Source organism: Chromatiales bacterium, assembly GCA_024234935.1.
In the GTDB taxonomy this organism is placed as follows: domain Bacteria; phylum Pseudomonadota; class Gammaproteobacteria; order Steroidobacterales.
In genome coordinates, this window is the sequence record JACKNI010000001.1 from 479,513 (window position 1) to 499,938 (window position 20,426).

Sequence of the window (20,426 nt, forward strand, 5' to 3'; positions counted from 1 at the left end):
ATGCGCACTTTAGCCTTGGCGACAGCATGCCTGCTGCTGAGCAGCTGTACCAGTTCCCTGCCACCGTTAAGCGGCATGCGGGAACCTCTCGATCTCCAGCGATTCATGGGCGACTGGTACGTGCTGGCATTCATTCCCATCGATCTGCCATTTATCTCGGAGAAAGATGCGCACAACGGTGTGGAGTCCTATCGACTCGCCGCGGATGGAACGATCGAAACCACCTACACCTTCCGTGACGGCGCATTTGACGGGCCGCCGAAGCGCATGACGCCCAGGGCACGTGTCGCCAATCCACCGGTGAATACCGAGTGGAAAATGAAATTTTTCTGGTTTCTGCCGGCGGGCGATTATCTGATCGTCGACCGTGATGAGGCATATACACGCACCATCATCGCGGTTCCGGACCGGCGCTGGGTCTGGCTGATGGCACGTACGCCATCCATAGCAGAGACAGACTACCAGGCGATGATTGCGTTCCTTGAGCAGAACGGGTTCGATGTAAACAAGCTCAGGAAAGTCCCGCAGCATATTGATTTAAAAACCGAACAACCCGATCCGGAAAGTCCGTAAAGACAGCATCAACGGATTCAGCGCCACACAAGACCGTGAGCAGCTCTTCCAGATTGCTGAACCCCGGCGGCAAGGCGTCGGCGCGAAGCGTGTAGGGATGAACCTGCAGACCAGCGCGGTGTGCCGCCTGGACCAGCCCGGTACCGAGCACCAGCCCCAGACCTGGTCCGATACCGTCGGCATATCCCCGGATCGCAGCCAGCTCTGAATCGGAGGGTAAAGCGCCCTCACCCTCCAGCAATTGCACCTGCCGCAAGCTGCACCCCAGTTCGCTACGCATACGCCGCAACTCCCCGGCGTCAAAGCACTGCATGATCGCCGGATCACCGGGACCGGAATAGCCATGACGGTTCAAGCTGGCCAGCATCTTTGCCGCCAGATCAATGCCATGATCGTGATGCCAAGCGGGTGATTTCACTTCCGGGTAAATGCCGACGCGGCGCCCGGTGGACTGATTCAGTCCATGTATGAAGCGGATTTCCTCGTCGAGGGTCGGGATCGCAAAACTGCCGGCAGCGGCCGGGAACCGGCCCGGATAACGCGGCTGCCTGCTCCCGGCGCGCCGCCGCTCGCTGACCGCCAATTGCCGGATTTCAGCCAGATCAAAATCGATGCAGTAATGCCGCCCGTCGGCTCGCGCCCGGCCCGGAAAACGGAGCGCTGCATCAGTTAGATCGTCGAGATGCAGATCATGGAAAACGATCAGCTCGCCATCACGAGTCGCGACTACATCCTGCTCGAGGAAGTCCGCGCCCATCGCGTGCGCCATGGCCTTTCCGGCCAGCGTATGCTCGGGCAGATAGGCTGATGCGCCGCGATGAGCGATGACGAGGGGCCGGATTGCCAAGCCTCGGTGCATGTCGCGACTACTGCTCGCCAGCAACTCCCAGGCGTTTTTGCATCAGCGGGCTGGTCGTCGTGTACTGCAAATGAACTTTCTTGCCGGGTTCCACGATCGCCTTGGCGGCAAACGCCGCCAGTGCAGCCTCATGAAAGCCACTCAGGATCAGTTTCTTCTTGCCCGGATAATCACAGATATCACCGATGGCAAAGACGCCCGGGATATTGCTCTGGAACTTCTCGGTATCGACCGCGATAGCCTTCTTGTTGAACTCAAGCCCCCAGTTCGCAATCGGGCCAAGTTTCGGAGACAAGCCGTAGAACACCAGCACATGGTCCACATCCAGTACTTCGGAAGTGCCGGATTTGGTAGTGACCTCAACACCCGTCATCAGCGAACCGTCCATACGCAGAGCGGTTGGATTCGCCTCTTCGACTAGTCGCACTTCGCCACGGCCTGCACGTTCCTTGAGCAGCGCCACCGAAGCCGGTGCCGCCCGGTACTCGTCGCGTCGATGCACCAGGGTAAGCGCCGCGGCCTTCGGCCCCAGAGCCAGCGCCCAGTCGAGCGCCGAGTCACCGCCGCCGAAAATTGCCAGCCGCTTGCCGGCAAAAATGCCGGGATCCTTCACGTGATAATGGATCTGCGTGCCTTCAAGCGCATCCGCGCCATCGACATGTACGCGGCGTGGCTGGAACGAGCCCACGCCGGCGGCAATGAAGACCGTCTTTGCCAGAAACTGCTTGCCTTCGCTGGTGCTGGCCGTAAATCCGCCGTCGGCAACCGCTTTCAGCTCAACGAGCTCTTCGCCGAGATGAAAAGTCGGCTGAAAGGGCTCAATCTGCTTCATCAGGTTCGCCACCAGTTCGGCACCCGTGCAGACCGGTACGGCGGGAATGTCATAGATCGGCTTGTCCGGATATAGCCAGGCGCACTGGCCGCCAGGCGCTGACAGTGTATCCACGAGGTCGGCCTTGATACCGAGCAGACCGAGCTCGAATACCTGAAACAGCCCGGCCGGGCCTGCCCCGATGATCAGGGCATCTGTATTTATCGTCATGATTTTGAACCGGATTTAAAGCAAGCTACGCCGGGATGTCCGGCAAGCAGGCGATGTTACTGAGCCATGCCTTTTCAGACAAGCGCGCTGCCCGGCAAGCGATCCGCCTGTCCGGCTGTCAGTCCAGCTTGAACTCAACGACGTCCCAGCGGGCCGTATCCTCATGGCGCGCGTGGAGCCGGATTGCATCGACCAGCGCGCGCTCGTTCCACTCCACCACGTCTGCTGCACGGTCGATGATCAGCTTCCTCAACATTACCGTCTCGCCAAACGACTTGACCGCCACGATCGGCTTGCTGAAGGCGCCGGCCACATCCATCTGGAAGGTCACGAGGTCCGGATTCGCTTCGTAGATCGAAACCGGCAGCACCATGATCTCGGCCGCCTTGATCTGGTTGCGCAACTCTTCCTTGAGGTCTTCCTTGCCGCCAGGCGGAATCCGGTCCGGGTCGCTGGTCGCCAGATACAGGAAGTTGTCCCGGCTCTCGAGATACTCGATAACCCGCAGATAATCCGGGTGCTTCTCGAACAAGTGACTGACAAAGACACGAATGGGTGTTTTATCGGACAAAATTCCGTCCTCCATCCAGTATTCTGCGGGACATACTACAGTTCCTGTTGCCTGCAGTCCCTGCAGCATTACACTCCCGGTCCAGATGCGCCTTCTCGTATACAACATCCGCTACGCCATTGGCGCCGGAGCCCCGCCGCAAATGCCGGTACCAGGGGCAGGTTACCTGTTTGGCGCGCCGGGAAACCTCGACAACATCATAAATTTCGCCAAGTCCGTCACACCGGACGTGGTGGGCCTGATCGAGGTGGATGTCGGTTCGATGCGCAGCGGCGGGGTCAACCAGGCCGAAGTGATCGCAAATGCCCTGGGGCACTTCTCCAGCTATGAATGCAAGTACGGCGAAGAGTCGCTGAACCAGCTGCTGCCCATACTGCGCAAGCAGGCGAATGCCTTTCTGGCCGCACCCTCGATTGTTGGCGAACGCTTCCACTACTTCGACACCGGCATCAAGCGCCTCATCATCGAGCTCGAACTCGACGGAGTGATCATTTTCCTGGTGCATCTCTCGCTCAAGTACCGGCATCGACAGTTCCAGCTTCGCTATCTGTACGAGCTCGTGTCAAAAGCCAAGAAACCGGTCATCGTTGCCGGAGACTTCAATACTTTCTGGGGCGAGAACGAGATGTTCCTTTTCATGAAGGCAGCCGGGCTGCGCAGTGCCAACGTGAGCGGACTGCCCTCCTACCCCAGCAAGTCGCCGCGTATGGAACTCGACTTTGTCCTGTATGGTGACGGGATAGACATCACCGCTTTCGACATCCCTCATGTCATCTATTCCGACCACTTGCCGCTGGTCTGTGACTTTCAGCTGAGGTAAACACATGCCGCATTCATCGCCCACCAATGTCCTGCTGACGCTCGTTCACTGGCAACTGGAAAGCGATGCGGACGGGATCGGCTGGTTGTGCTTTGACCGGCAAGGTGCCGGCGCCAACACCCTGTCCGCTGAAACGATGGCGGAGCTGGAAACGTGTCTGGATACACTGGAGGCGTCCGCACTCAAAGGCCTGGTGGTCTATTCGGGCAAGGCCCGGGGCTTCATTGCCGGCGCCGATATCAACGAGTTTCCGGCACTGGATTCCGAGAAGCGTGCCTATGCAGTTACGCGGCAGGGACAGAACATTCTGGCCCGTCTTGAGGCACTGCCTTTTCCCAGCGTTGCTGTACTGAACGGCTTTGCCCTCGGCGGCGGACTGGAGCTGGCACTGGCCTGCACCAGGCGCCTGGCGATTGCCGGAAGTGAGCCCGTTTATGGTCTGCCCGAAGTGCTCCTGGGCGTGCATCCGGGCTTTGGCGGCACCGTGCGTCTGACGCAGCTCATCGGCGTGCGCAAGGCGATGGACCTGATGCTGACCGGCCGGTCCATACGCCCGGTACAGGCGTGGAAATATGGCCTGGTGGATGCGGTGGCGGCGGAGGACAAGTGGCGAAACGGCGCCACGCACCTGCTGGCTGAAGGCGATGACCGAGCGCGGGCACCATGGCTTGACCGGCTTCTCGGTCTGGCCCTCGTGCGACCCTACCTGGCACGGAAACTCCTGCGCACGGTCAGCAGGAAAGCGCGGGTTGAACACTACCCCGCCCCGCATGCGTTGATCACCCTGTGGGAGAAGCATGGCGGCGCGGCCACCCCGGCCGCCTACGAGGCCGAAGCAGAGTCGTTTGCCCGACTGGTCATGACACCGACCTCACGCAATCTGGTCCGGGTGTACTTTCTGCAGGAACGCCTGAAGAAACTCGTCTGCAATGCGCAGCCACCAAAGCGGGTACATGTGATCGGCGCCGGGGTGATGGGGGGCGATATCGCGGCGTGGTGCACCTTGCGCGGCCTCGAGGTCAGCCTGCAGGACCGCGAACTGAAATTCATCGAACCCGCCATGGAGCGGGCCCGCAAGCTCTTCGAGCGCAAACTCAGGGAGCCGGACGCCGTCAATGCCGCGACGTCACGGCTCACGGCTGATCCCGAGGGCCGGGGTACCGCCACCGCCGACGTGGTCATCGAGGCCATCTTCGAAGACCTGGCTGCGAAGCGCGAACTCTTTACGCGCGTGGAGCCACAATTGAAGGCCGGGGCGATTCTGGCAACCAATACCTCAAGCATCCGGCTTGAGGATCTGAGCAGCTGTTTGCAGGATTCGGGCAGACTGATCGGACTGCACTTTTTCAATCCGGTGGCAAAGCTGCCGCTGGTCGAGGTAGTCGCAGCGCCCACCAGCAGTGAGGCGTCGGTGGATGCCGGCATTGCCTTCGCGCGCCGGATCGGCAAACTGCCTCTGCCCTGCCGGAGTCATCCGGGCTTCCTGGTCAACCGCATACTCGCACCCTATATTGCGGAAGCACTCGAATTGCTTCGGGAAGGGATCCCTGCCGCGGAGATCGATCTTGCGGCGACCGATTTCGGCATGCCAATGGGCCCGATCGAGCTTGCTGATTCCGTCGGCCTCGATGTGAGTGCCCATGTGGCCAGGATCCTGGCACCGGTTATCGGCAGGGAGGTTGCGCCCGAAATTGAAGAACTGGTGCGGCAGAAACATCTGGGCCTGAAGACCGGTCAGGGCTTCTATACCTACCGTGAACGAAAGCCGGTGCGCCCGTCGCTGGCTCCCGGCAGCTCGGATTCCGCGGTCCAGGAACGCCTGATCCTGACCCTGCTCAACGAAGCAGTGAGCTGCCTGCAGGAAGCGATCGTCGCGGATGCTGATCTGGTCGATGCCGGTGTGATCTTCGGCACCGGTTTTGCGCCCTTCCGCGGCGGCCCGCTGCACTACGCACGGGAGACCGGTGTGGACACCCTGGTTGATCGGCTTGAGGTGCTGGCAACACAACATGGGTCACGTTTTCGGCCCTCGCCCGGCTGGAAGCTTCTGGCCAACTGACGTCACAGATTCCACACAGGCGTTCTTCCGCCCCGCAAAAGCTTGCGGTTACAATGGCCGCAGATGTCTGAACTGATCCTCACCGAAGCCATTCTGCGGCGTTTCTCCCCGCTTGACAGCCTCAAGCGGGAGAACGTGGCCGCGCTCGCCAAGAAAATGGAGATCAGGACCCTGGAAAGCGGCAAGACACTGCTGCGCGAGGGGGATACCGACAAGCGTACCTATTACCTGGTGTCCGGCACGCTTGAACTTACCGATCGCAGCAATAACGTCAGACTGATGCGCGCCGACAGCGCCGACGCGCACAATCCGATTACACCGTTACTGCCCAGGCGCTATACGGTCAAGGCAGTTGACCATGTCCAGTATCTGTCCGTCGACACGGAACTGCTGGATGTCATGCTGACCTGGGACCAGACCGGCAGCTATGAGGTCAACGAACTGCACAACGAAGAGCATGCCGAGTCTGATGACTGGATGACGACGCTGCTGCAGACACGCGCCTTTCATCGCATTCCGCCCGCAAATATCCAGGCCATCTTCATGCGCATGCAGAAGGTGAATTACAGCGCCGGCGACGTCATCATCAAGCAGGGTGACGAAGGTGACTATTTCTATGTCATCACCCGTGGCCAGTGCACTGTGATGCGCGAAACACCACTGAACAAGGAAGGCATCAAGCTTGCCGAGCTCGGCGTCGGCGATACCTTCGGTGAAGAGGCGCTGATTTCACAGAACCGGCGCAATGCGACCATCACCATGCAGACCGACGGTGCAGTCATGCGCCTCGGCAAGCAGGACTTCAACACCCTGCTCAATGAACCGATGACAGTATGGGTGGATCGTGAGGAAGCGCAGAAGATCGTGGCCAATGGCGGCAAGTGGCTTGATGTGCGCCTCCCGAGCGAGTTCGAAACACGCCACGAACCCGGAGCAATCAATATTCCGCTCTACTTCATCCGGCTGAAGCTCGGCACGCTGGATCCGAAAATACCCTACGTCGTCTGCTGCGATACCGGGCGCCGCAGCTCAGCCGGCGCCTTCGTGCTGAACGAACGGGGCTTTGATGCGCGGGTGTTGCGCAACGGACTGAATCTGGCCGACTGAGGCCTCCCGGCTCGTTCCGGCAGCTTCCGGTGAACTACATGGTATGGGTTGGCTTGTCACCGCCCAGGGCGCCGGCCAGATAATTCTCTATCTTTTTCTGCGTTGAGCCGCCGTCCTGGTCACTGAACTGCACACCGATACCGGCGGTACGTTTACCCTGTGCGCCCTTGGGCGTCACCCAGATCACCTTGCCGGCGACCGGAATCTTCTCGTCCTCGCCCATCACGTTAAGCAGCATGAAGACTTCATCACCGATCCGGTAGCTGGTACTGGTCGGGATAAACAGGCCGCCATTGCGCACAAACGGCATGTACGCGAGATAGAGCGCACTCTTGTCCCTGATTGTGAGTGTCAGCAGCCCAGGTCTTGCCATGACGTTACCTTGCATATCCCGCCGAACCGTACCACCACATCAACAGCTCTGCCCACTGGAGTTCAGGATTCAGTGAACGATCCTGCAGCCGACTTGCCTGGTTGAGCTGATCCAGGTAGTCGCAGCAGGCGCTCATGTTCAGGCGCGAGTGCGAAATATTCAAGTGTGCTTTCGCTACAGCAGTCACTGGTTCGGCAATATTCATTGCTTCACGCATCAGTGCTGCCACCTGCGAGTAGAGCCAGCGCAGGCAGAGGTCGCGGTCGAGCCTGGCCCAGCGGCGCGCCACCGCGGCGGGTGAAAGCTCACGTTGCACGATCCTTTCCAGATCGGCGGCCAGTTTCCCGGTCTGTTCGCCGAAGCCTTCACGAAGCAGCTTCCGGGCGGCCAGTGGTGCGCGGCCAGCAAAGCCCAGTGCTGCTTCCACGCCGCTGTCCTCCGGCTGGGCGCGCCGCAGCCAGGCCAGCCCGGCTGACCAGTCCGGCGGTGCCAGCCGCACGCGTTCACACCGGCTGACAATGGTGGCAGGGACGCGAGCCAGCGAATCACAGACCAGCAGGATCGTGGTTGCGCCTGGCGGCTCCTCAAGAGTCTTCAACAGGCAGTTCGCAGCATTGCGCATCATGCGGTCGGCCGGACAGATGATCGCGACCTTGCGCCCGCCCCGATGACTGGTCAGTGTGAGATTGGCGATCAGTTCCCGCAACTGATCGATTCCAAGCGACTTCTTGTCTTCTTCGATGCTGACGGAAAAGAAATCCGGATGCGGCACTACGGGCAAGGCTCCGGCTTCGCTTTCAGCAGCCGGCTCCCAGTCTGTACCCAGGATCTGCGCCGCAGACCACAGGGCAAAATGGCGCCGCCCCGTGCCTGGCGGCCCATAGATCAATTGCGCCTGCGGAGGCTGATCCCGCTGCAGGCGTGCCTTGAGTTGCCGCGCCGGAGATTCCAGCCAATACATATTTTCAATAAGAGTCATTATTACAATAGCTTATAGCTTATTCGACGAAATTATCTCAATAACACTTCCTGCAAGACCCGACTGATCTCCGCCTTGACCTCTGGCAGCGGTCGCGCAGCATCGATCAGGCGAATCCGTTCCGGATGCTGCTTTGCCAACTCCAGATAGCGCGCCCTCACGCGACTGAAAAACGGACTCGCCTCACGCTCGAAGCGGTCGCGCGCAGCCCGGCCAGACTGTCGCGATATCGACACCTCCAGAGATACATCGAGCAGCAGGGTCAGGTCTGCGCGCAGTCCACCCGTCACTAGGTGATCCAGGGTCTCTATGGTATCGCGCGAAATGCCCCGACCCCCGCCCTGGTACGCGTGGCTGGCATCGGTAAAGCGGTCACAGACCACCCAGCAACCCGCCCGCAGCGCCGGCCGGATAACTGTCTCGACATGTGCAGCACGGGCGGCGTACATCAGCAGCAACTCGGCCATCGGTACGATTTCACCGTCAGGCCGGAGCAGCAGGTCGCGGATCTTCTCGCCCAGCGGTGTGCCGCCCGGCTCGCGCGTCAACAAGACCTCGTGTCCGGCCCGCCGCAGTTCCTCGGCGACAAAAGCGAGGTTCGTGGACTTGCCGACCCCTTCGATGCCCTCCACGGTAATCAGGCGCCCGGCTTCCTGCGCTGAAACTGGCCCGTTCATCGCTGGCCCTGTGCCTTCAAGGTGGCCAGGTACAGCCGAACGGCTTTCTCGTGCTCCGCCAGCGTATCGCTAAAGCGATGACTGCCGTCACCGGCACCGCTTGCAACAAAGAACAGGGCCGTACCAGCGGCAGGATGGGCAGCGGCGGACAACGCGTCGGCACCGGGTGCTGCGATCGGCGTAGGCGGCAAGCCCGTCCTCGTATAGGTATTCCAGGGCGTATCGGTTTCGAGGTGGCGCCGGGTGAGGTTGCCATCGAATTGCGCACCCACGCCATAAATCACGCTCGGGTCGGTCTGCAGCAACATGCCTTTGCGCAACCGCCGCACGAATACGCCAGCGATCTGCGGCCGCTCCGCAGCCAGCGCTGTTTCACGCTCGACGATGGAAGCCAGCACCAGCAACTCATAGGCACTTTGCAGAGGCAGGTCAGGATCCCTGCCTTGCCATGCTTCCCTCAGCTGTTCCTGCATGGCTTTATGCGACATGTCGAGAAGTTCAGCATCCGTCGTACCGCGCGGAAACAGATAGGTCTCCGGCAGGAATGCGCCTTCGGCACTCGCAAACTCCAGTTTCAGCTGCGTGGCCAGCTGGCCCGCATCGCTGGTCGTCAGCGTCTGCTTCAGCACAGTCGATTTTTTCAGGGCAGCCATGATCTCCGCAACTGTCCAGCCCTCCACCAGGGTAAAGCTGTGCAGCTGCACGCGGCCCGCCACGAGTTCAGCCAGCAGGTCACGGGCAGTCAGTCCCGGATGGAATGCATATTCGCCAGCCTTGATCCGGCCCGCCTGCCCACTGAGACGACCATAGATGGTGAGAATGGCGGGCACGGAGATCATGCCGTCCGCGGAAAGCTGACGCGCAACGGTAGCCAGTGAGGCACCCGCCGGCACTTCCAGACGATAACCGCTCGCGGCAATCGGCAGCGGAGCAGACAGGTAAGTACGCACCCAGACCGTGCCGGCCACAACTGCCAGCACGATCACACTGGCCAGGATCAACAGCTGCCGGCGCACTCGCCCACTCCCAGATCGACCAGCTTTGACGCCAGCCTGAAAGTCACCGGACCCGGTTTCCACTGACGCTCGCCAAGTTGTACGACGGGCCGTATCCCGATCAATGCATTGCTGACGAACACCTCATCCGCATCCAGCAAGTCCTTCTTCGTCACCGGCCCCTGGTATGACTCGATGCCTGCCTCGTGCGCCTGTTGCAGGATTACCCGGCGCATCACACCGCTGATACCCGCGTGGGTGACCGACGGCGTGAGCAGGCGCCCGCCCGAGACGATGAATACGTTGCAGGCGGTACCACCCACCAGTTGGCCCTGCTCATCGCACATAAAACCCTCGGCGATCAATTCATCCTGCCACTCGGCGCGGGCCAGCACCTGCTCAAGCCGGCATAGTGTTTTCAGGCCCGCCGTAACAGGATTCCGCCCGGCGATAGTCTCACACCAGCGCACCCTGATCGGTGTCCAGCGCTGCGCTTTGCACCGCTCCAGGCCCCAGGCGACAGTCGGCTGCTGATGCTGATGCTGTGCGGGCCGATAGCCGCGCGGCCCGGGACCACGGGTCAGGATCAGCTTCATCACGCCTTCATCGATGCCCGCCGCAGCGGCTGTCAGCTGCACAAAAAGCGAACCGCGCTCCGGTGCAGGGAGCTTGAGCCGTGCGGATCCAGCATACAGCCGGTCCAGATGCAGATCGAGAAACCGCGCAGCAGAACAACGGATGGCAATGGTCTCAAACAGACCGTCACCATAGGCCAGGCCGCGATCGTCGATATCGACAAGCCTGCCGGGCATACCGTTGATCCAGTACCGCTCCATTGCCCGTCAGCTCTCCAGTGCCAGCAGCATGCCCTTGGCCTTCGCCCGGGTCTCGTCGAGTTCCCGTTCTGCAACGGAATCGGCAACGATGCCGCTCCCCGCTGAAAGCGCGAACTCCTGGCCACACACCTGGATGGTGCGGATCAGGATATTCAGATCACAGCTGCCGTCGCGATTGAGATAACCCATCGAACCCGTGTATGGCCCGCGCGGTTGCGATTCCAGATCGCGGATGATTTCCATGCAGCGCACTTTCGGACAACCGGTGATCGTGCCACCGGGAAAAACCGCACGAATCAGCATGCCCGGCGTAACACCCGCACGCAGCTCGCCGCGAATATTCGAAACGATATGATGTACGTGAGCATAGGACTCAACGGTCATCAGTTCGTTCACCTCTATCGTGCCCGGCACACAGATCCTGCCGAGATCGTTCCGCTCCAGATCAATCAGCATCACGTGCTCCGCGCGCTCCTTGGCGTTACCGAGCAATGCCCTGCGCCGCTGCTCCTCTGGGTCAGCCATGCTCGCCCGCGGCCGCGTACCGGCTATCGGCCGCGTCTCCACGTATCCGTCGCGGACGCGTACCAGCCTCTCGGGCGACGAACTGATGATCGCGCCATCGCCGAACCTCGCGAATCCGGCAAACGGTGCCGGATTGACTTCACGGAGCCGGCGATAGACTTGCCAGGCCTCGACTCCGGATTGCAACTCACCCGTCCACTGGCGGGCCAGGTTGACCTGGAACACTGCACCGGCGGCAATCAGCTGGCGCGTCATCTCGACGGCATTGAGGAATTGATGCGGGTCCGGTTCGTGAATGCCGACAGCAAAGGTTCTTGTGTCCCCGGTCGGCCGGTTCCCGGCACGGATCACGGCATCGATATCTGCTGTCAGCTGTGCCGTCGCTGGTTCATTCCCGGATTCGGCCATGAGCCATGCCTGACCACTGTGCCGGTTGCGGATGAGCGCCACGGGTATGCGAACTGCCAGCGCAACAGGGAATCCGGACCGCGCCGTGGCCCTGACGGTGGGTTCGGTTTCCCGAACCAGCTCATAGGCCAGAAAGATGAACCAGCCGCCTCGAAACGGCAGACGGGGTGTCGCAGCGATGCGCTTGTCCGCACCGCTCTCAGGACGGGATTCAACCGACTCACTTGCCCACCAGGCATCGAGTGCCGCGAGGAACCCTGTGAATCGCCCGGCACGATCTCCGGAGAGTTTCCAGTCCTCGCCCAGACGAAGGATCTGGCCTGGAAAGGCAAACAGGATGTCAAAACCCTCCTGCGCGGTCGTGCCACCAAGGCTTTCAAGCAGGAAGGGATAGCGCTCCGGTGCCAGACAGTGCAGATCGATAAAGTCGAATTCTGCCGGGAGCCGGACCGTAGTGACGATGGGCGCTGTCACGGAGAATCAGGCCGCCGTCGATGTGCTGGCGGCAGCCGGCACCCGAGCCTCAAACGCGCCGGAAAACGAGGCTGCCGTTGGTTCCGCCGAAGCCGAATGAGTTACTCAGTACTGCGTTGATCGGCATCTTGCGCGCCGTGTTCGGCACGTAGTCCAGGTCGCAATCCGGACCCGGCTTGTGCAGGTTGATGGTCGGCGGCGCAACCTGGTCACGAATCGCCAGTATGCTGAATACGGCCTCCACCGCGCCGGCTGCACCCAGCAGATGGCCCGTCGTGGACTTCGTGGAACTCACGGCCAGCTTGTCTGCATGTGCACCGAAGACCGAGCGGACCGCGCGTGTTTCTGCTGCATCACCCAGCGGCGTGGAGGTGCCATGCGCATTGATGTACTGGAGATCTTCGGGATTCATTCGGGCGTCTTTCAGCGCGGCACGCATGCTGGCCTGTGCACCATCGCCAGTCTCCGCCGGTGCGGTGATGTGGTGTGCATCGGCACTCATGCCAAAACCGGCCACTTCAGCGAAGATCGGCGCACCACGACGACGTGCCGCCTCGTACTCTTCAAGCACCAGACATGCCGCGCCATCGCTGAGCACAAAACCGTCGCGATCGCTGTCCCAGGGCCGGCTTGCGCCCTCCGGATCATCATTGCGCTGTGACAGCGCGCGCGCCGAACAGAATCCACCGAGACCAAGTGGCGTGAGCCCGTGTTCCGCGCCGCCGGCCAGCATGACGTCGGCATCACCATAGGCGATCAGGCGCGCCGCCATGCCGATACAGTGGGTAGAGGTCGTGCAGGCACTGACCAGCGCAATATTCGGACCACGGAAATCGTACTGGATCGAAATATGGCCGGAGATCATGTTGATGATGCTGGCCGGAACGAAGAACGGCGAAATCTTGCGCGGGCCACCCTCCGTGTAGCGTATGAAATTTGCTTCAATCGTGCCGAGCCCGCCGATTCCCGAGCCTATGGCCACACCAACACGGTCCGGCGCATAGCCCGCCGCCGCCAGTCCGGCATGTGCCACAGCCTGCTGGGCCGAAGCGATACCGAAATGGATGAACGGGTCCATTTTTTTCTGTTCTTTCGGGGGAATGTACTGACCCGCGTCGAAGTTACGGATACTGCCGCCGATGGTTGTCGAGAACTGGCTGGCATCGAAATCGGTGATCGGCCCGATACCACTGCGACCGGAAACCACCTGCGACCAGGCGGTCTCCACGTCATTGCCCACGGGGGCAATGATTCCCATACCGGTAACGACGACGCGTCGGCTGGACATGCCGGTCTACCCTCGAAACAAAGCGGGCTGAAATGCCCCGGGGACGGAAACGAAGCTCAGGACGCAGCAGCCCGTTGAGTGATGTAGTCGATAGCCTGCTGGACCGTCTTGATCTTCTCGGCGTCCTCGTCGGGGATCTCGGTCTCGAACTCTTCTTCAAGAGCCATGACCAGTTCAACCGTATCCAGGGAATCGGCGCCAAGGTCATCCACGAAAGAGGCCTTGTTGGTGACCTCTTCTTCCTTTACGCCGAGCTGCTCGGCAACGATGCTCTTGACCTGTTCCTCAATACTGCTCATGTCTCTATGTCCTCTTCTCGTGAGTCCGAAAATAGCGTGGGCCGGCTTGTACGCCCACCAATTGAGTGCCCCACCGGGCGGGTATTCTAGGTTAAGCCCACCGGTCAATCTAGCATTGCAAAAAAACCCTCGCCGGGCGATAAGCCGGATCAGGGCATGAGCATGCCACCATTGACATGCATGGTCTCCCCGGTGATGTAACTGCCGGAGCGTGCGGCCAGAAACAGGGCCGCGGCCGCCACATCCTCCACCGTACCGAGGCGCTGCAGTGGCACACGGGCCTCAAGCTCCTTGCGCTGGGCCTCGGCGAGGCCTGCGGTCATGTCAGTGGCGATAAAGCCCGGCGCGATGACATTTACGGTGATGCCCCGACTTGCCACCTCGCGCGCCATCGCCTTGCTGAAACCGATCATCCCCGCCTTGGCCGCCGCGTAATTTGTCTGGCCAGGGTTGCCCATGACACCCACTACCGACGAGATATTGATGATCCGGCCATGCCGCGCCTTGAGCATGCCGCGCATGAACGTCTTGCTGGTGAGAAATACGGCGGAGAGATTGGTATCGATGACAGCCTGCCATTCTTCCTCTTTCATGCGCATCAGCAGATTGTCGCGCGTGATGCCTGCATTGTTGACCAGAATACTGACCGGACCTTCATTCGCACTGATCTCCGCTTCCGCGGCGCTGACAGCTGTCGCCTGGGAGGCATCCAGCACCAGCCCGCGACCGGTTACACCCAGAGCCTGGAATCTGGCACTGATCGCCGCGGCCCCCGCCTCCGTAGTCGCTGTACCAATCACGGTGGCGCCAGCCTGCCCGAGCAGATCAGCAATCGCCGCGCCTATTCCGCGCGATGCGCCGGTAACGAGCGCCCGCTCACCGGTGAGTGAAAAAAGCGTAGCTGGCTTATCCAATGATTGTCTCCGCAAGCCCAGACGGTAAATTGGGGTACCGCATTATAGACAGGCGCGGCACAGCCGATCGGGTTTCAGGCACGCAGCTTCCGCACAGCGGACTCACCGCCCACAAACAGGAAGCCGCCGACCGCACCCCACAGGTGCGCGTCAGTGACCACTGGTGCACCGATCGTTTCCGCTGACAGGGGCACGGCGCCATTCAGTTGCTCCCATCCCAGCTTCGCGATCCAGATCAGCAGCAGGACCCAGCCGAACCGATCGCCCTGGCGGATCCAGTCGATCGCACCGATGATCAGCAGGCCGTGCAGCGCACCGGACATACCCACACACCAGAGGATTTCCGGACTGAACAGATAAAGCCCGAGGGTGCTGGCAAGGGAACAGACAAGCTGCGCAAAGACCCAGGCGACAGGCGTTCGCGCCGGGTAGAACACCCATATCCCGATCAGCAGCGCGCCCACATTCAGCGCCAGATGCCGCCAGCCCAGATGCACCAGATTGCCGGTCAGAAGCCGCCAGTATTCGCCGTTGGCCACTGCATCACGCGCATACCAGAGCTTCCTGTGCAGCTCGTCTGGCAGGAACTGCAGGCCGACGAGCAGCAGCGCAAAGCCCATGGCCCACACCAGGGAAGAAGATTTCTGCCAGGGGGAAAAGCTTATGTTTCGTGCTGTTATGCGCACCAGGTCAAATCTTTCTGAAATTTACTGGCAGGGCCTGTCACGGTGGCGGATAATCACTCGCGGGTTGCCGCTGCTGTTGGGTTGCAGCGGATCATCGCAGAATCACGAGGCCAATACATGAAGTTCGAGAACGCTCCGTTCCGGGCAGCGCGAGGTTTTACGCTGATAGAAATCATGGTTGTGGTGGTCATTCTCGGCATTCTTGCCGCGCTGATTGCTCCGAACGTGATCAGCCGCATCGACGATGCACAGAGCGCCAAGGTCCAGCAGGACATCCGCGCCATCGAGAGCGCACTGAAGCTCTATCGCCTGGACAGTTTCCGGTATCCGACCGGGCAGGAAGGTCTGGAGGCCCTCGTCACCCCGCCACAGGATCCCGCCCAGAAGTGGCCTGATGGCGGCTATCTCGACCGCTTGCCCAAGGATCCCTGGGACCGGCCGTACATCTACGAGAATCCCGGCAAACAGGGGGCATTCGACATCTATACGCTGGGCCGCGACGGGCAGCCGGGCGGTGACGGAGTCGATGCCGATATCGGTAACTGGGATATCGACTGACCGGCCGAATGCCCTGTCTGGCAAATGATCGGCAGCAGCAGGGCTTCACCCTACTCGAAGTGCTGGTGGTGGTATTCATCGTCGGCGTCATCGCCACGATGTTCACGCTGGCCGTGGGCGTGGCCGGTGGCGTAGACCGCGAACTGCGGCAGGAAACCGAACGCCTGGAAACGCTCATACATCTTGCGCTGGAGGACTCGACTTTCCAGGCGCGCGAACTGGGCATACGCTTTTATCCGCAGAGCTACGAGTTCTCTGTCTGGTCACGCGGGCAGATCGCAGACCCCACCGATGACACCTGGATACAGATCGAGGATGAGGTCCTCGCACCCCGGAAACTCAACAAGAGTTTTGGCTTCGAGCTGGAAATCGAGGGACGCAGCGTGGTCCTCGAAAACAGTGCAAAGGACGTGGAAAAAAGCTACCGGCCACAGATTTTCATATTCTCCTCGGGCGATATCAGCGATGCCTTTGTGGTGCGCATCCGTGATCGCGTCGAGCGGCGCAGCTACACGCTGGATGTAGCAACAGATGGGACGACGGAAATCACCCGCGATGACAAATAAGCGGTGCGGACAGCCGGGTTTCACGCTCATCGAGGTGCTGGTCGCACTGGTCATCGTTGCGCTGGGACTGCTGGCCGCCTTCGGGCAGGTCAACCAGACACTGACCACGGCGAGCCGCCTGCGTGACAAGACCTTCGCCGACTGGGTCGCGCTGAACCAGCTCACCGCGCAACGGCTGACCGGTGAATTCCCTGCCATCGGCAGCAGTTCCGGGGAAACCGAAATGGGGCGTGCCAAATGGCGCTACACCGTCAAGGTTGATAAGACCGATTTTGAAGATCTGCGCCAGATCGACGTTTCGGTAGCCTTCGCCGACAAACCGGAACAGGTCGTCACGTCGATCTCCGGCTTCATGGGACGGGCCGCCAGCCAGGCCGTGGAACCCGGCGGCCAGCGCGCCGACTGGGTACCGATCGAGCCGGGCCGCTGAACATGCCATATCGCAAGCCCGTCTGCCGGAGATCACTGACTGGCCTAAGACGCACGGTCAGCGGCTTTACCTTGCTTGAGCTGCTGGTTGCGATGGGTATCTTTGCCGTCATCGGTGCGATGGCGCTGGGCGGCCTGAATACCGTGGTCGACCAGACCACCATCGCTCGCGAGCAGATGGATCGTCTCGGCAAACTGCAGCGGGCGCTGCGTCTGATGAGCGGTGACTTCAGCAATCTCGCGCCGCGCTTTGTCCGCGACGAACTCGGTACAGCCGGTGAGGCGCCCCTGTTGGCCGATGGTCGTCTGTTCGGCGTGGAGCTGCGCCTCAGCCGCGGCGGCTGGCCCAATCCGGCCGGCCTGCCCCATCGCGGCACCCTGCAGCGCGTGCAGTATCGTCTGGATGACGACAAGCTGATTCGCGAATACTGGTCCGTGATGGACCATGTGCTGGGCCAGGAGCCGCGCAGCCAGGAGCTGCTGAGCGGCGTCAATGAATTCAAGTTGTTCTATCTCGATACGCAGAATGAATGGCGAACCCAGTGGCCGCCGCCCGCACAGACAACCAGCACGGTCGTCGGCCAGCGACCACGCGCGGTGCGCATCGTTCTGGATCTCAAGGACTGGGGTGCCGTCGAGCGTCTGATCGAGGTGGCGCAGTGAAGCGGTGCGCAGGTCCGGCCCGCCAGCGTGGCATCGCCGTGCTGACGGCAGTGCTGGTCGTGACCCTGGCAACGGTACTCGCCGTAAACCTGCTGTGGCAGAGCAGTGTCGATCTGCGCCGTACCGAGACGTTGCTGCTGCAGGACCAGGCGCGTCAATACGACCTCGGTGGCGAAGAAGTCGCCAGGGTGTTTTTGGTCAAGGACTTTCGCAACGATCCCGGCGGCATGGATACGACGAAGGAGATCTGGGCCACACCACTGAAGCGTGATTTCGAGGGCGGATTCTTCGAGGGCTGGCTGCTCGATCAGCAGGGCCGCTTTGACCTCAACAGCCTGGTGGATGCAAAGGGCAAGCCGGTTGAGAAGACCTGCCGCCAGTTTGTACGCATGCTGATGTTGCTGCCGCTCGAATCACCACTGGATGCAAACACGGCAACTTCGCTCATGGAAGCGACAGTCGACTGGATTGATCCGGACCAGGCACCACAATTGAACGGCGCCGAGGATGACCACTACACCAGCCGCGAACCGCCCTACCGGCCAGCAGATTTCTGGTTCGTTTCCATCAGCGAATTGCTGGCCGTGGAAGGCTACACGCCGGAGATCTATGCGGCACTGGAGCCTCATGTCACCGCCCTGCCGCTAACCGACAAACCGCGCCTGATCAATGTAAACACCGCCACCGATGTCGTGCTGGCTTCGCTGGTGGACAACGAAACCCTGGAAAGCGTTGAACCGCTGCTCAATCAGGAATACGCGAAAGCAACCGACTTCACCGAAGAAGCACCCGGTTTCAAGGCCATCGAGAACGACATCGACGTAAAAAGCGACTGGTTTCTGCTGACTGTGACCACGTCTATTGGCACCACCCAGTCCACTCTGTACAGTCTGCTGGAACGCCACGGCGAGAACGTCGCGGTCCGCCTGCGCAGTTTTGACGTGAAATGACCGATGAGTGAAACCCTCGTAGTCCGCCTCCGTGCCAGCGACGCCGGACTCGCCGAGTGGATTGTCGTGGACGACACCGGCGCCTGCACGCTGGCACCTGCAGCCGGACCGGTGGCGGGTGCCGCTGCGCTGGTGGGTGGCAGACGCGTCGTCTGTCTGCTGCCATCGACGCGGGTACTGCGCACCCGCGCTGATGTTCCCGTTCGCAACCAGAGTCGTCTCGCTCTCGCCCTGCCCTTCGCTCTTGAAGACCTGCTCGCCGAAGATATTGATGATCTGCACTTCGCCAGTGGCATGCGGCACGGCGATGGCCGGATCGGCGTTGCGGTGATCCGTCGTACACATCTGGACGACTGCCTCGCCCTGCTGGCAGAAGCCGGGGTAGCGCCCAAGGCCATATTTGCCGACAGCGACGGCGTCGCCGATCTTGTCGGCACGACGACAATACTGCTCGAAGACACGCAGGTAATTCTGCGCGATCCGGGCGGCGATGCAGTGGCCGCCGAGACCGATGGCCTTGATGCCTTGCTCAGCCTCTGGCTGGCGCAGACCAGGCCCACCAGTGATGACAGCACGACCCCACCCCGCCAGCTGCAGATTTATGACGCGACTACCGACGGCTGGCCAAACTCGGTCTGGGAGGAATTGCAGGCACAGGTACAGAGCCTCGAGGTCCGGCGTCTGCCGGACGGGGCGCTGGCACGCCTGGCAGCGGGCGTCGTCGTAAGTCCCGGTGTCAATCTGCTGCAGGGCAGGTATGCGAAGCGTTCCAGTTTCGCGAGTTACTGGCCGCGCTGGCGTCTGGCCGCTGCACTCATCGCGGCGCTGGGCCTCACGATACTGCTGAATGCCGGAGTCGATACCTGGCGCCTGAATCGCGAATCCGCAGCGCTCGAAACCGAACTGAACCAGGCCATCGCGCATACCTTTCCAGGCGCGGCGCCGCGGGATGTGCGTGCGCTCGTCGATCAGCGCCTGCAGGCCGGCAGCCCGCAGCAGGGTCTCGCGGCAGGCAGGCAGTTTCTCGATACGCTGCGTACGGTTGCGGGAGCAGTCTCACGCACCGGCAACGCAAGAATCGAAGCCCTGAACTTCCGCACTGGCACCATGGAACTGACCTTGCGCGTGCCCAGCGCCGATTCGCTCGACAGTATTCGCAAGCTGGTGACCGAAGGTGGTCGGCTCAATGCCGAAATCCAGTCTTCCAATGCAGAAGGTGAGCAGATCCAGGGACGCATCCGGATCACGCCAGCGGGCAAGGCGGGTGAGGCATGAACCTGGCTGCGCTTCAGCAGTGGTTCGACAAGCTGGCGCCGCGCGAGCGCTGGATGGTGATGGCCGGCGCAGTGTTTGCGCTCGTCGCGCTGATCTTCGCGCTCGGCATCCGGCCGCTTTACCAGGCCCGCGATGCTGCCGCCGGGCGGGTTGCCGACCAGCGCCGGTTGCTGGCTGATATCGAACAGGTCGCGCAGCGCTTTGGACCGCAATCCGGCCCCGCTGCGCAGGTCCAGGGCAGTGGCGAATCAGTCGTCGTGCTGGTCGACCGCTCGACGAGGGAGCGCGGGCTCAGCAGCTATCTGAAGCGCAATCAGCCCGAAGGCAATGGCGGCGTTCGTCTGCGCCTGGAAAACGCACCCTTCGACGAGTTGCTGCTGTGGATCTCCGATGTGCAGTCCGGCCAGGGACTCGCAGCCGTGTCGGCCAGTTTCGACCCCACCGGTGAACCAGGGCGCGTGAACGCCAACCTGGTGCTGAGTCCGGTCGGGCGCTGAGTT

The 20,426-nt window shown here is 61.3% G+C and carries 24 protein-coding genes; 11 read left to right on the forward strand and 13 right to left on the reverse strand.

Annotated features, from left to right (window positions below):
- Entirely contained in the window at positions 1 to 573 is a 573-nt protein-coding gene (locus H6979_02255; GenBank protein ID MCP5138665.1) for a lipocalin family protein, read from the forward strand.
- On the opposite strand, the gene glpQ is transcribed toward H6979_02255, so the two are convergent.
- From glpQ to H6979_02270, 3 genes are all read right to left on the reverse strand, one after another.
- Complete coding sequence (glpQ, locus tag H6979_02260) at positions 512 to 1,432, reverse strand: glycerophosphodiester phosphodiesterase (protein MCP5138666.1); 921 nt, start codon at positions 1,430 to 1,432, stop codon at positions 512 to 514. The two genes, H6979_02255 and glpQ, sit on opposite strands and share 62 nt — an antisense overlap.
- A gap of 7 nt (positions 1,433 to 1,439) precedes the next feature.
- Positions 1,440 to 2,474, reverse strand: coding sequence for an NAD(P)/FAD-dependent oxidoreductase (locus tag H6979_02265; protein MCP5138667.1), 1,035 nt, complete (start codon positions 2,472 to 2,474; stop codon positions 1,440 to 1,442).
- Between the two features lie 118 nt (positions 2,475 to 2,592).
- Positions 2,593 to 3,045 carry a hypothetical protein gene (locus H6979_02270; protein ID MCP5138668.1) on the reverse strand — a complete coding sequence of 151 codons (453 nt, stop codon included), beginning with the start codon at positions 3,043 to 3,045 and terminating at the stop codon, positions 2,593 to 2,595.
- A gap of 85 nt (positions 3,046 to 3,130) precedes the next feature.
- Between H6979_02270 and H6979_02275 the strand changes: the two genes are divergently transcribed.
- From H6979_02275 to H6979_02285, 3 genes are all read left to right on the forward strand, one after another.
- Positions 3,131 to 3,865, forward strand: coding sequence for an endonuclease/exonuclease/phosphatase family protein (locus H6979_02275; GenBank protein ID MCP5138669.1), 735 nt, complete (start codon positions 3,131 to 3,133; stop codon positions 3,863 to 3,865).
- A gap of 4 nt (positions 3,866 to 3,869) precedes the next feature.
- Complete coding sequence (locus H6979_02280) at positions 3,870 to 5,924, forward strand: enoyl-CoA hydratase/isomerase family protein (GenBank protein MCP5138670.1); 2,055 nt, start codon at positions 3,870 to 3,872, stop codon at positions 5,922 to 5,924.
- A 63-nt stretch (positions 5,925 to 5,987) separates the two neighbouring features.
- A complete protein-coding gene (locus H6979_02285; GenBank protein ID MCP5138671.1) occupies positions 5,988 to 7,031 on the forward strand; it encodes a cyclic nucleotide-binding domain-containing protein in 1,044 nt (347 codons plus the stop codon).
- A 34-nt stretch (positions 7,032 to 7,065) separates the two neighbouring features.
- Here H6979_02285 and H6979_02290 read toward each other — a convergent pair whose 3' ends face one another.
- The 10 genes from H6979_02290 to rrtA all read right to left on the reverse strand — a co-directional run bounded on the left by H6979_02290 (position 7,066) and on the right by rrtA (position 15,419).
- Positions 7,066 to 7,419, reverse strand: a complete 354-nt coding sequence (locus H6979_02290) for a PilZ domain-containing protein (protein ID MCP5138672.1) — start codon at positions 7,417 to 7,419, stop codon at positions 7,066 to 7,068.
- Positions 7,409 to 8,383: a hypothetical protein gene (locus H6979_02295; GenBank protein MCP5138673.1), complete on the reverse strand. Its 975-nt coding sequence runs from the start codon at positions 8,381 to 8,383 to the stop codon at positions 7,409 to 7,411. Before H6979_02295 ends, H6979_02290 begins: the two co-directional genes overlap by 11 nt.
- A gap of 32 nt (positions 8,384 to 8,415) precedes the next feature.
- Entirely contained in the window at positions 8,416 to 9,060 is a 645-nt protein-coding gene (locus H6979_02300) for a dTMP kinase (protein MCP5138674.1), read from the reverse strand.
- Positions 9,057 to 10,064, reverse strand: a complete 1,008-nt coding sequence (gene mltG / locus H6979_02305) for an endolytic transglycosylase MltG (protein MCP5138675.1) — start codon at positions 10,062 to 10,064, stop codon at positions 9,057 to 9,059. The genes H6979_02300 and mltG overlap by 4 nt, the downstream gene beginning before the upstream one ends.
- Positions 10,058 to 10,867: an aminodeoxychorismate lyase gene (gene pabC / locus H6979_02310; protein MCP5138676.1), complete on the reverse strand. Its 810-nt coding sequence runs from the start codon at positions 10,865 to 10,867 to the stop codon at positions 10,058 to 10,060. Before pabC ends, mltG begins: the two co-directional genes overlap by 7 nt.
- A gap of 30 nt (positions 10,868 to 10,897) precedes the next feature.
- The gene (locus H6979_02315) at positions 10,898 to 12,286 is read right to left on the reverse strand and encodes an aminodeoxychorismate synthase component I (protein ID MCP5138677.1); all 1,389 of its coding nucleotides are present in this window, start codon (positions 12,284 to 12,286) and stop codon (positions 10,898 to 10,900) included.
- 61 nt (positions 12,287 to 12,347) lie between these two features.
- On the reverse strand, positions 12,348 to 13,586 hold the full coding sequence (gene fabF, locus H6979_02320) for a beta-ketoacyl-ACP synthase II (GenBank protein ID MCP5138678.1): 1,239 nt from the start codon (positions 13,584 to 13,586) through the stop codon (positions 12,348 to 12,350).
- Between the two features lie 56 nt (positions 13,587 to 13,642).
- Positions 13,643 to 13,885, reverse strand: a complete 243-nt coding sequence (gene acpP / locus H6979_02325) for an acyl carrier protein (protein MCP5138679.1) — start codon at positions 13,883 to 13,885, stop codon at positions 13,643 to 13,645.
- Between the two features lie 149 nt (positions 13,886 to 14,034).
- A complete protein-coding gene (fabG, locus tag H6979_02330; protein ID MCP5138680.1) occupies positions 14,035 to 14,799 on the reverse strand; it encodes a 3-oxoacyl-ACP reductase FabG in 765 nt (254 codons plus the stop codon).
- A gap of 74 nt (positions 14,800 to 14,873) precedes the next feature.
- The gene (rrtA, locus tag H6979_02335) at positions 14,874 to 15,419 is read right to left on the reverse strand and encodes a rhombosortase (GenBank protein ID MCP5138681.1); all 546 of its coding nucleotides are present in this window, start codon (positions 15,417 to 15,419) and stop codon (positions 14,874 to 14,876) included.
- A gap of 183 nt (positions 15,420 to 15,602) precedes the next feature.
- Between rrtA and gspG the strand changes: the two genes are divergently transcribed.
- The 7 genes from gspG to H6979_02370 are packed head-to-tail and all read left to right on the forward strand — an operon-like array spanning position 15,603 to position 20,423.
- On the forward strand, positions 15,603 to 16,043 hold the full coding sequence (gene gspG / locus H6979_02340) for a type II secretion system major pseudopilin GspG (GenBank protein MCP5138682.1): 441 nt from the start codon (positions 15,603 to 15,605) through the stop codon (positions 16,041 to 16,043).
- Positions 16,044 to 16,051: 8 nt separating this feature from the next.
- Entirely contained in the window at positions 16,052 to 16,609 is a 558-nt protein-coding gene (gene gspH, locus H6979_02345) for a type II secretion system minor pseudopilin GspH (protein MCP5138683.1), read from the forward strand.
- Positions 16,599 to 17,039: a type II secretion system minor pseudopilin GspI gene (gene gspI, locus H6979_02350; protein ID MCP5138684.1), complete on the forward strand. Its 441-nt coding sequence runs from the start codon at positions 16,599 to 16,601 to the stop codon at positions 17,037 to 17,039. Before gspH ends, gspI begins: the two co-directional genes overlap by 11 nt.
- 2 nt (positions 17,040 to 17,041) lie before the next feature.
- Entirely contained in the window at positions 17,042 to 17,701 is a 660-nt protein-coding gene (gspJ, locus tag H6979_02355) for a type II secretion system minor pseudopilin GspJ (protein ID MCP5138685.1), read from the forward strand.
- A complete protein-coding gene (gspK, locus tag H6979_02360; protein MCP5138686.1) occupies positions 17,698 to 18,651 on the forward strand; it encodes a type II secretion system minor pseudopilin GspK in 954 nt (317 codons plus the stop codon). Before gspJ ends, gspK begins: the two co-directional genes overlap by 4 nt.
- 3 nt (positions 18,652 to 18,654) lie before the next feature.
- Complete coding sequence (locus H6979_02365) at positions 18,655 to 19,926, forward strand: hypothetical protein (GenBank protein ID MCP5138687.1); 1,272 nt, start codon at positions 18,655 to 18,657, stop codon at positions 19,924 to 19,926.
- Positions 19,923 to 20,423, forward strand: a complete 501-nt coding sequence (locus H6979_02370; GenBank protein ID MCP5138688.1) for a type II secretion system protein M — start codon at positions 19,923 to 19,925, stop codon at positions 20,421 to 20,423. Before H6979_02365 ends, H6979_02370 begins: the two co-directional genes overlap by 4 nt.
- Positions 20,424 to 20,426: the final 3 nt, after the last annotated feature.

Bases quoted from the DNA above. Each gene is read 5' to 3' on its own strand.
- fabF (MCP5138678.1), bottom strand. From the start codon at position 13,586: ATGTCCAGCCGACGCGTCGTCGTTACCGGTATGGGAATCATTGCCCCC.
- gspI (MCP5138684.1), top strand. From the start codon at position 16,599: ATGACAAATAAGCGGTGCGGACAGCCGGGTTTCACGCTCATCGAGGTG.
- gspJ (MCP5138685.1), top strand. From the start codon at position 17,042: ATGCCATATCGCAAGCCCGTCTGCCGGAGATCACTGACTGGCCTAAGA.
- H6979_02255 (MCP5138665.1), top strand. From the start codon at position 1: ATGCGCACTTTAGCCTTGGCGACAGCATGCCTGCTGCTGAGCAGCTGT.
- H6979_02280 (MCP5138670.1), top strand. From the start codon at position 3,870: ATGCCGCATTCATCGCCCACCAATGTCCTGCTGACGCTCGTTCACTGG.
- H6979_02365 (MCP5138687.1), top strand. From the start codon at position 18,655: ATGAGTGAAACCCTCGTAGTCCGCCTCCGTGCCAGCGACGCCGGACTC.
- H6979_02300 (MCP5138674.1), bottom strand. From the start codon at position 9,060: ATGAACGGGCCAGTTTCAGCGCAGGAAGCCGGGCGCCTGATTACCGTG.
- H6979_02290 (MCP5138672.1), bottom strand. From the start codon at position 7,419: ATGCAAGGTAACGTCATGGCAAGACCTGGGCTGCTGACACTCACAATC.
- H6979_02295 (MCP5138673.1), bottom strand. From the start codon at position 8,383: ATGACTCTTATTGAAAATATGTATTGGCTGGAATCTCCGGCGCGGCAA.
- H6979_02370 (MCP5138688.1), top strand. From the start codon at position 19,923: ATGAACCTGGCTGCGCTTCAGCAGTGGTTCGACAAGCTGGCGCCGCGC.
- glpQ (MCP5138666.1), bottom strand. From the start codon at position 1,432: ATGCACCGAGGCTTGGCAATCCGGCCCCTCGTCATCGCTCATCGCGGC.
- gspH (MCP5138683.1), top strand. From the start codon at position 16,052: ATGCCCTGTCTGGCAAATGATCGGCAGCAGCAGGGCTTCACCCTACTC.
- H6979_02265 (MCP5138667.1), bottom strand. From the start codon at position 2,474: ATGACGATAAATACAGATGCCCTGATCATCGGGGCAGGCCCGGCCGGG.
- acpP (MCP5138679.1), bottom strand. From the start codon at position 13,885: ATGAGCAGTATTGAGGAACAGGTCAAGAGCATCGTTGCCGAGCAGCTC.
- H6979_02275 (MCP5138669.1), top strand. From the start codon at position 3,131: ATGCGCCTTCTCGTATACAACATCCGCTACGCCATTGGCGCCGGAGCC.
- pabC (MCP5138676.1), bottom strand. From the start codon at position 10,867: ATGCCCGGCAGGCTTGTCGATATCGACGATCGCGGCCTGGCCTATGGT.
- gspG (MCP5138682.1), top strand. From the start codon at position 15,603: ATGAAGTTCGAGAACGCTCCGTTCCGGGCAGCGCGAGGTTTTACGCTG.
- H6979_02285 (MCP5138671.1), top strand. From the start codon at position 5,988: ATGTCTGAACTGATCCTCACCGAAGCCATTCTGCGGCGTTTCTCCCCG.
- rrtA (MCP5138681.1), bottom strand. From the start codon at position 15,419: ATGGGCTTTGCGCTGCTGCTCGTCGGCCTGCAGTTCCTGCCAGACGAG.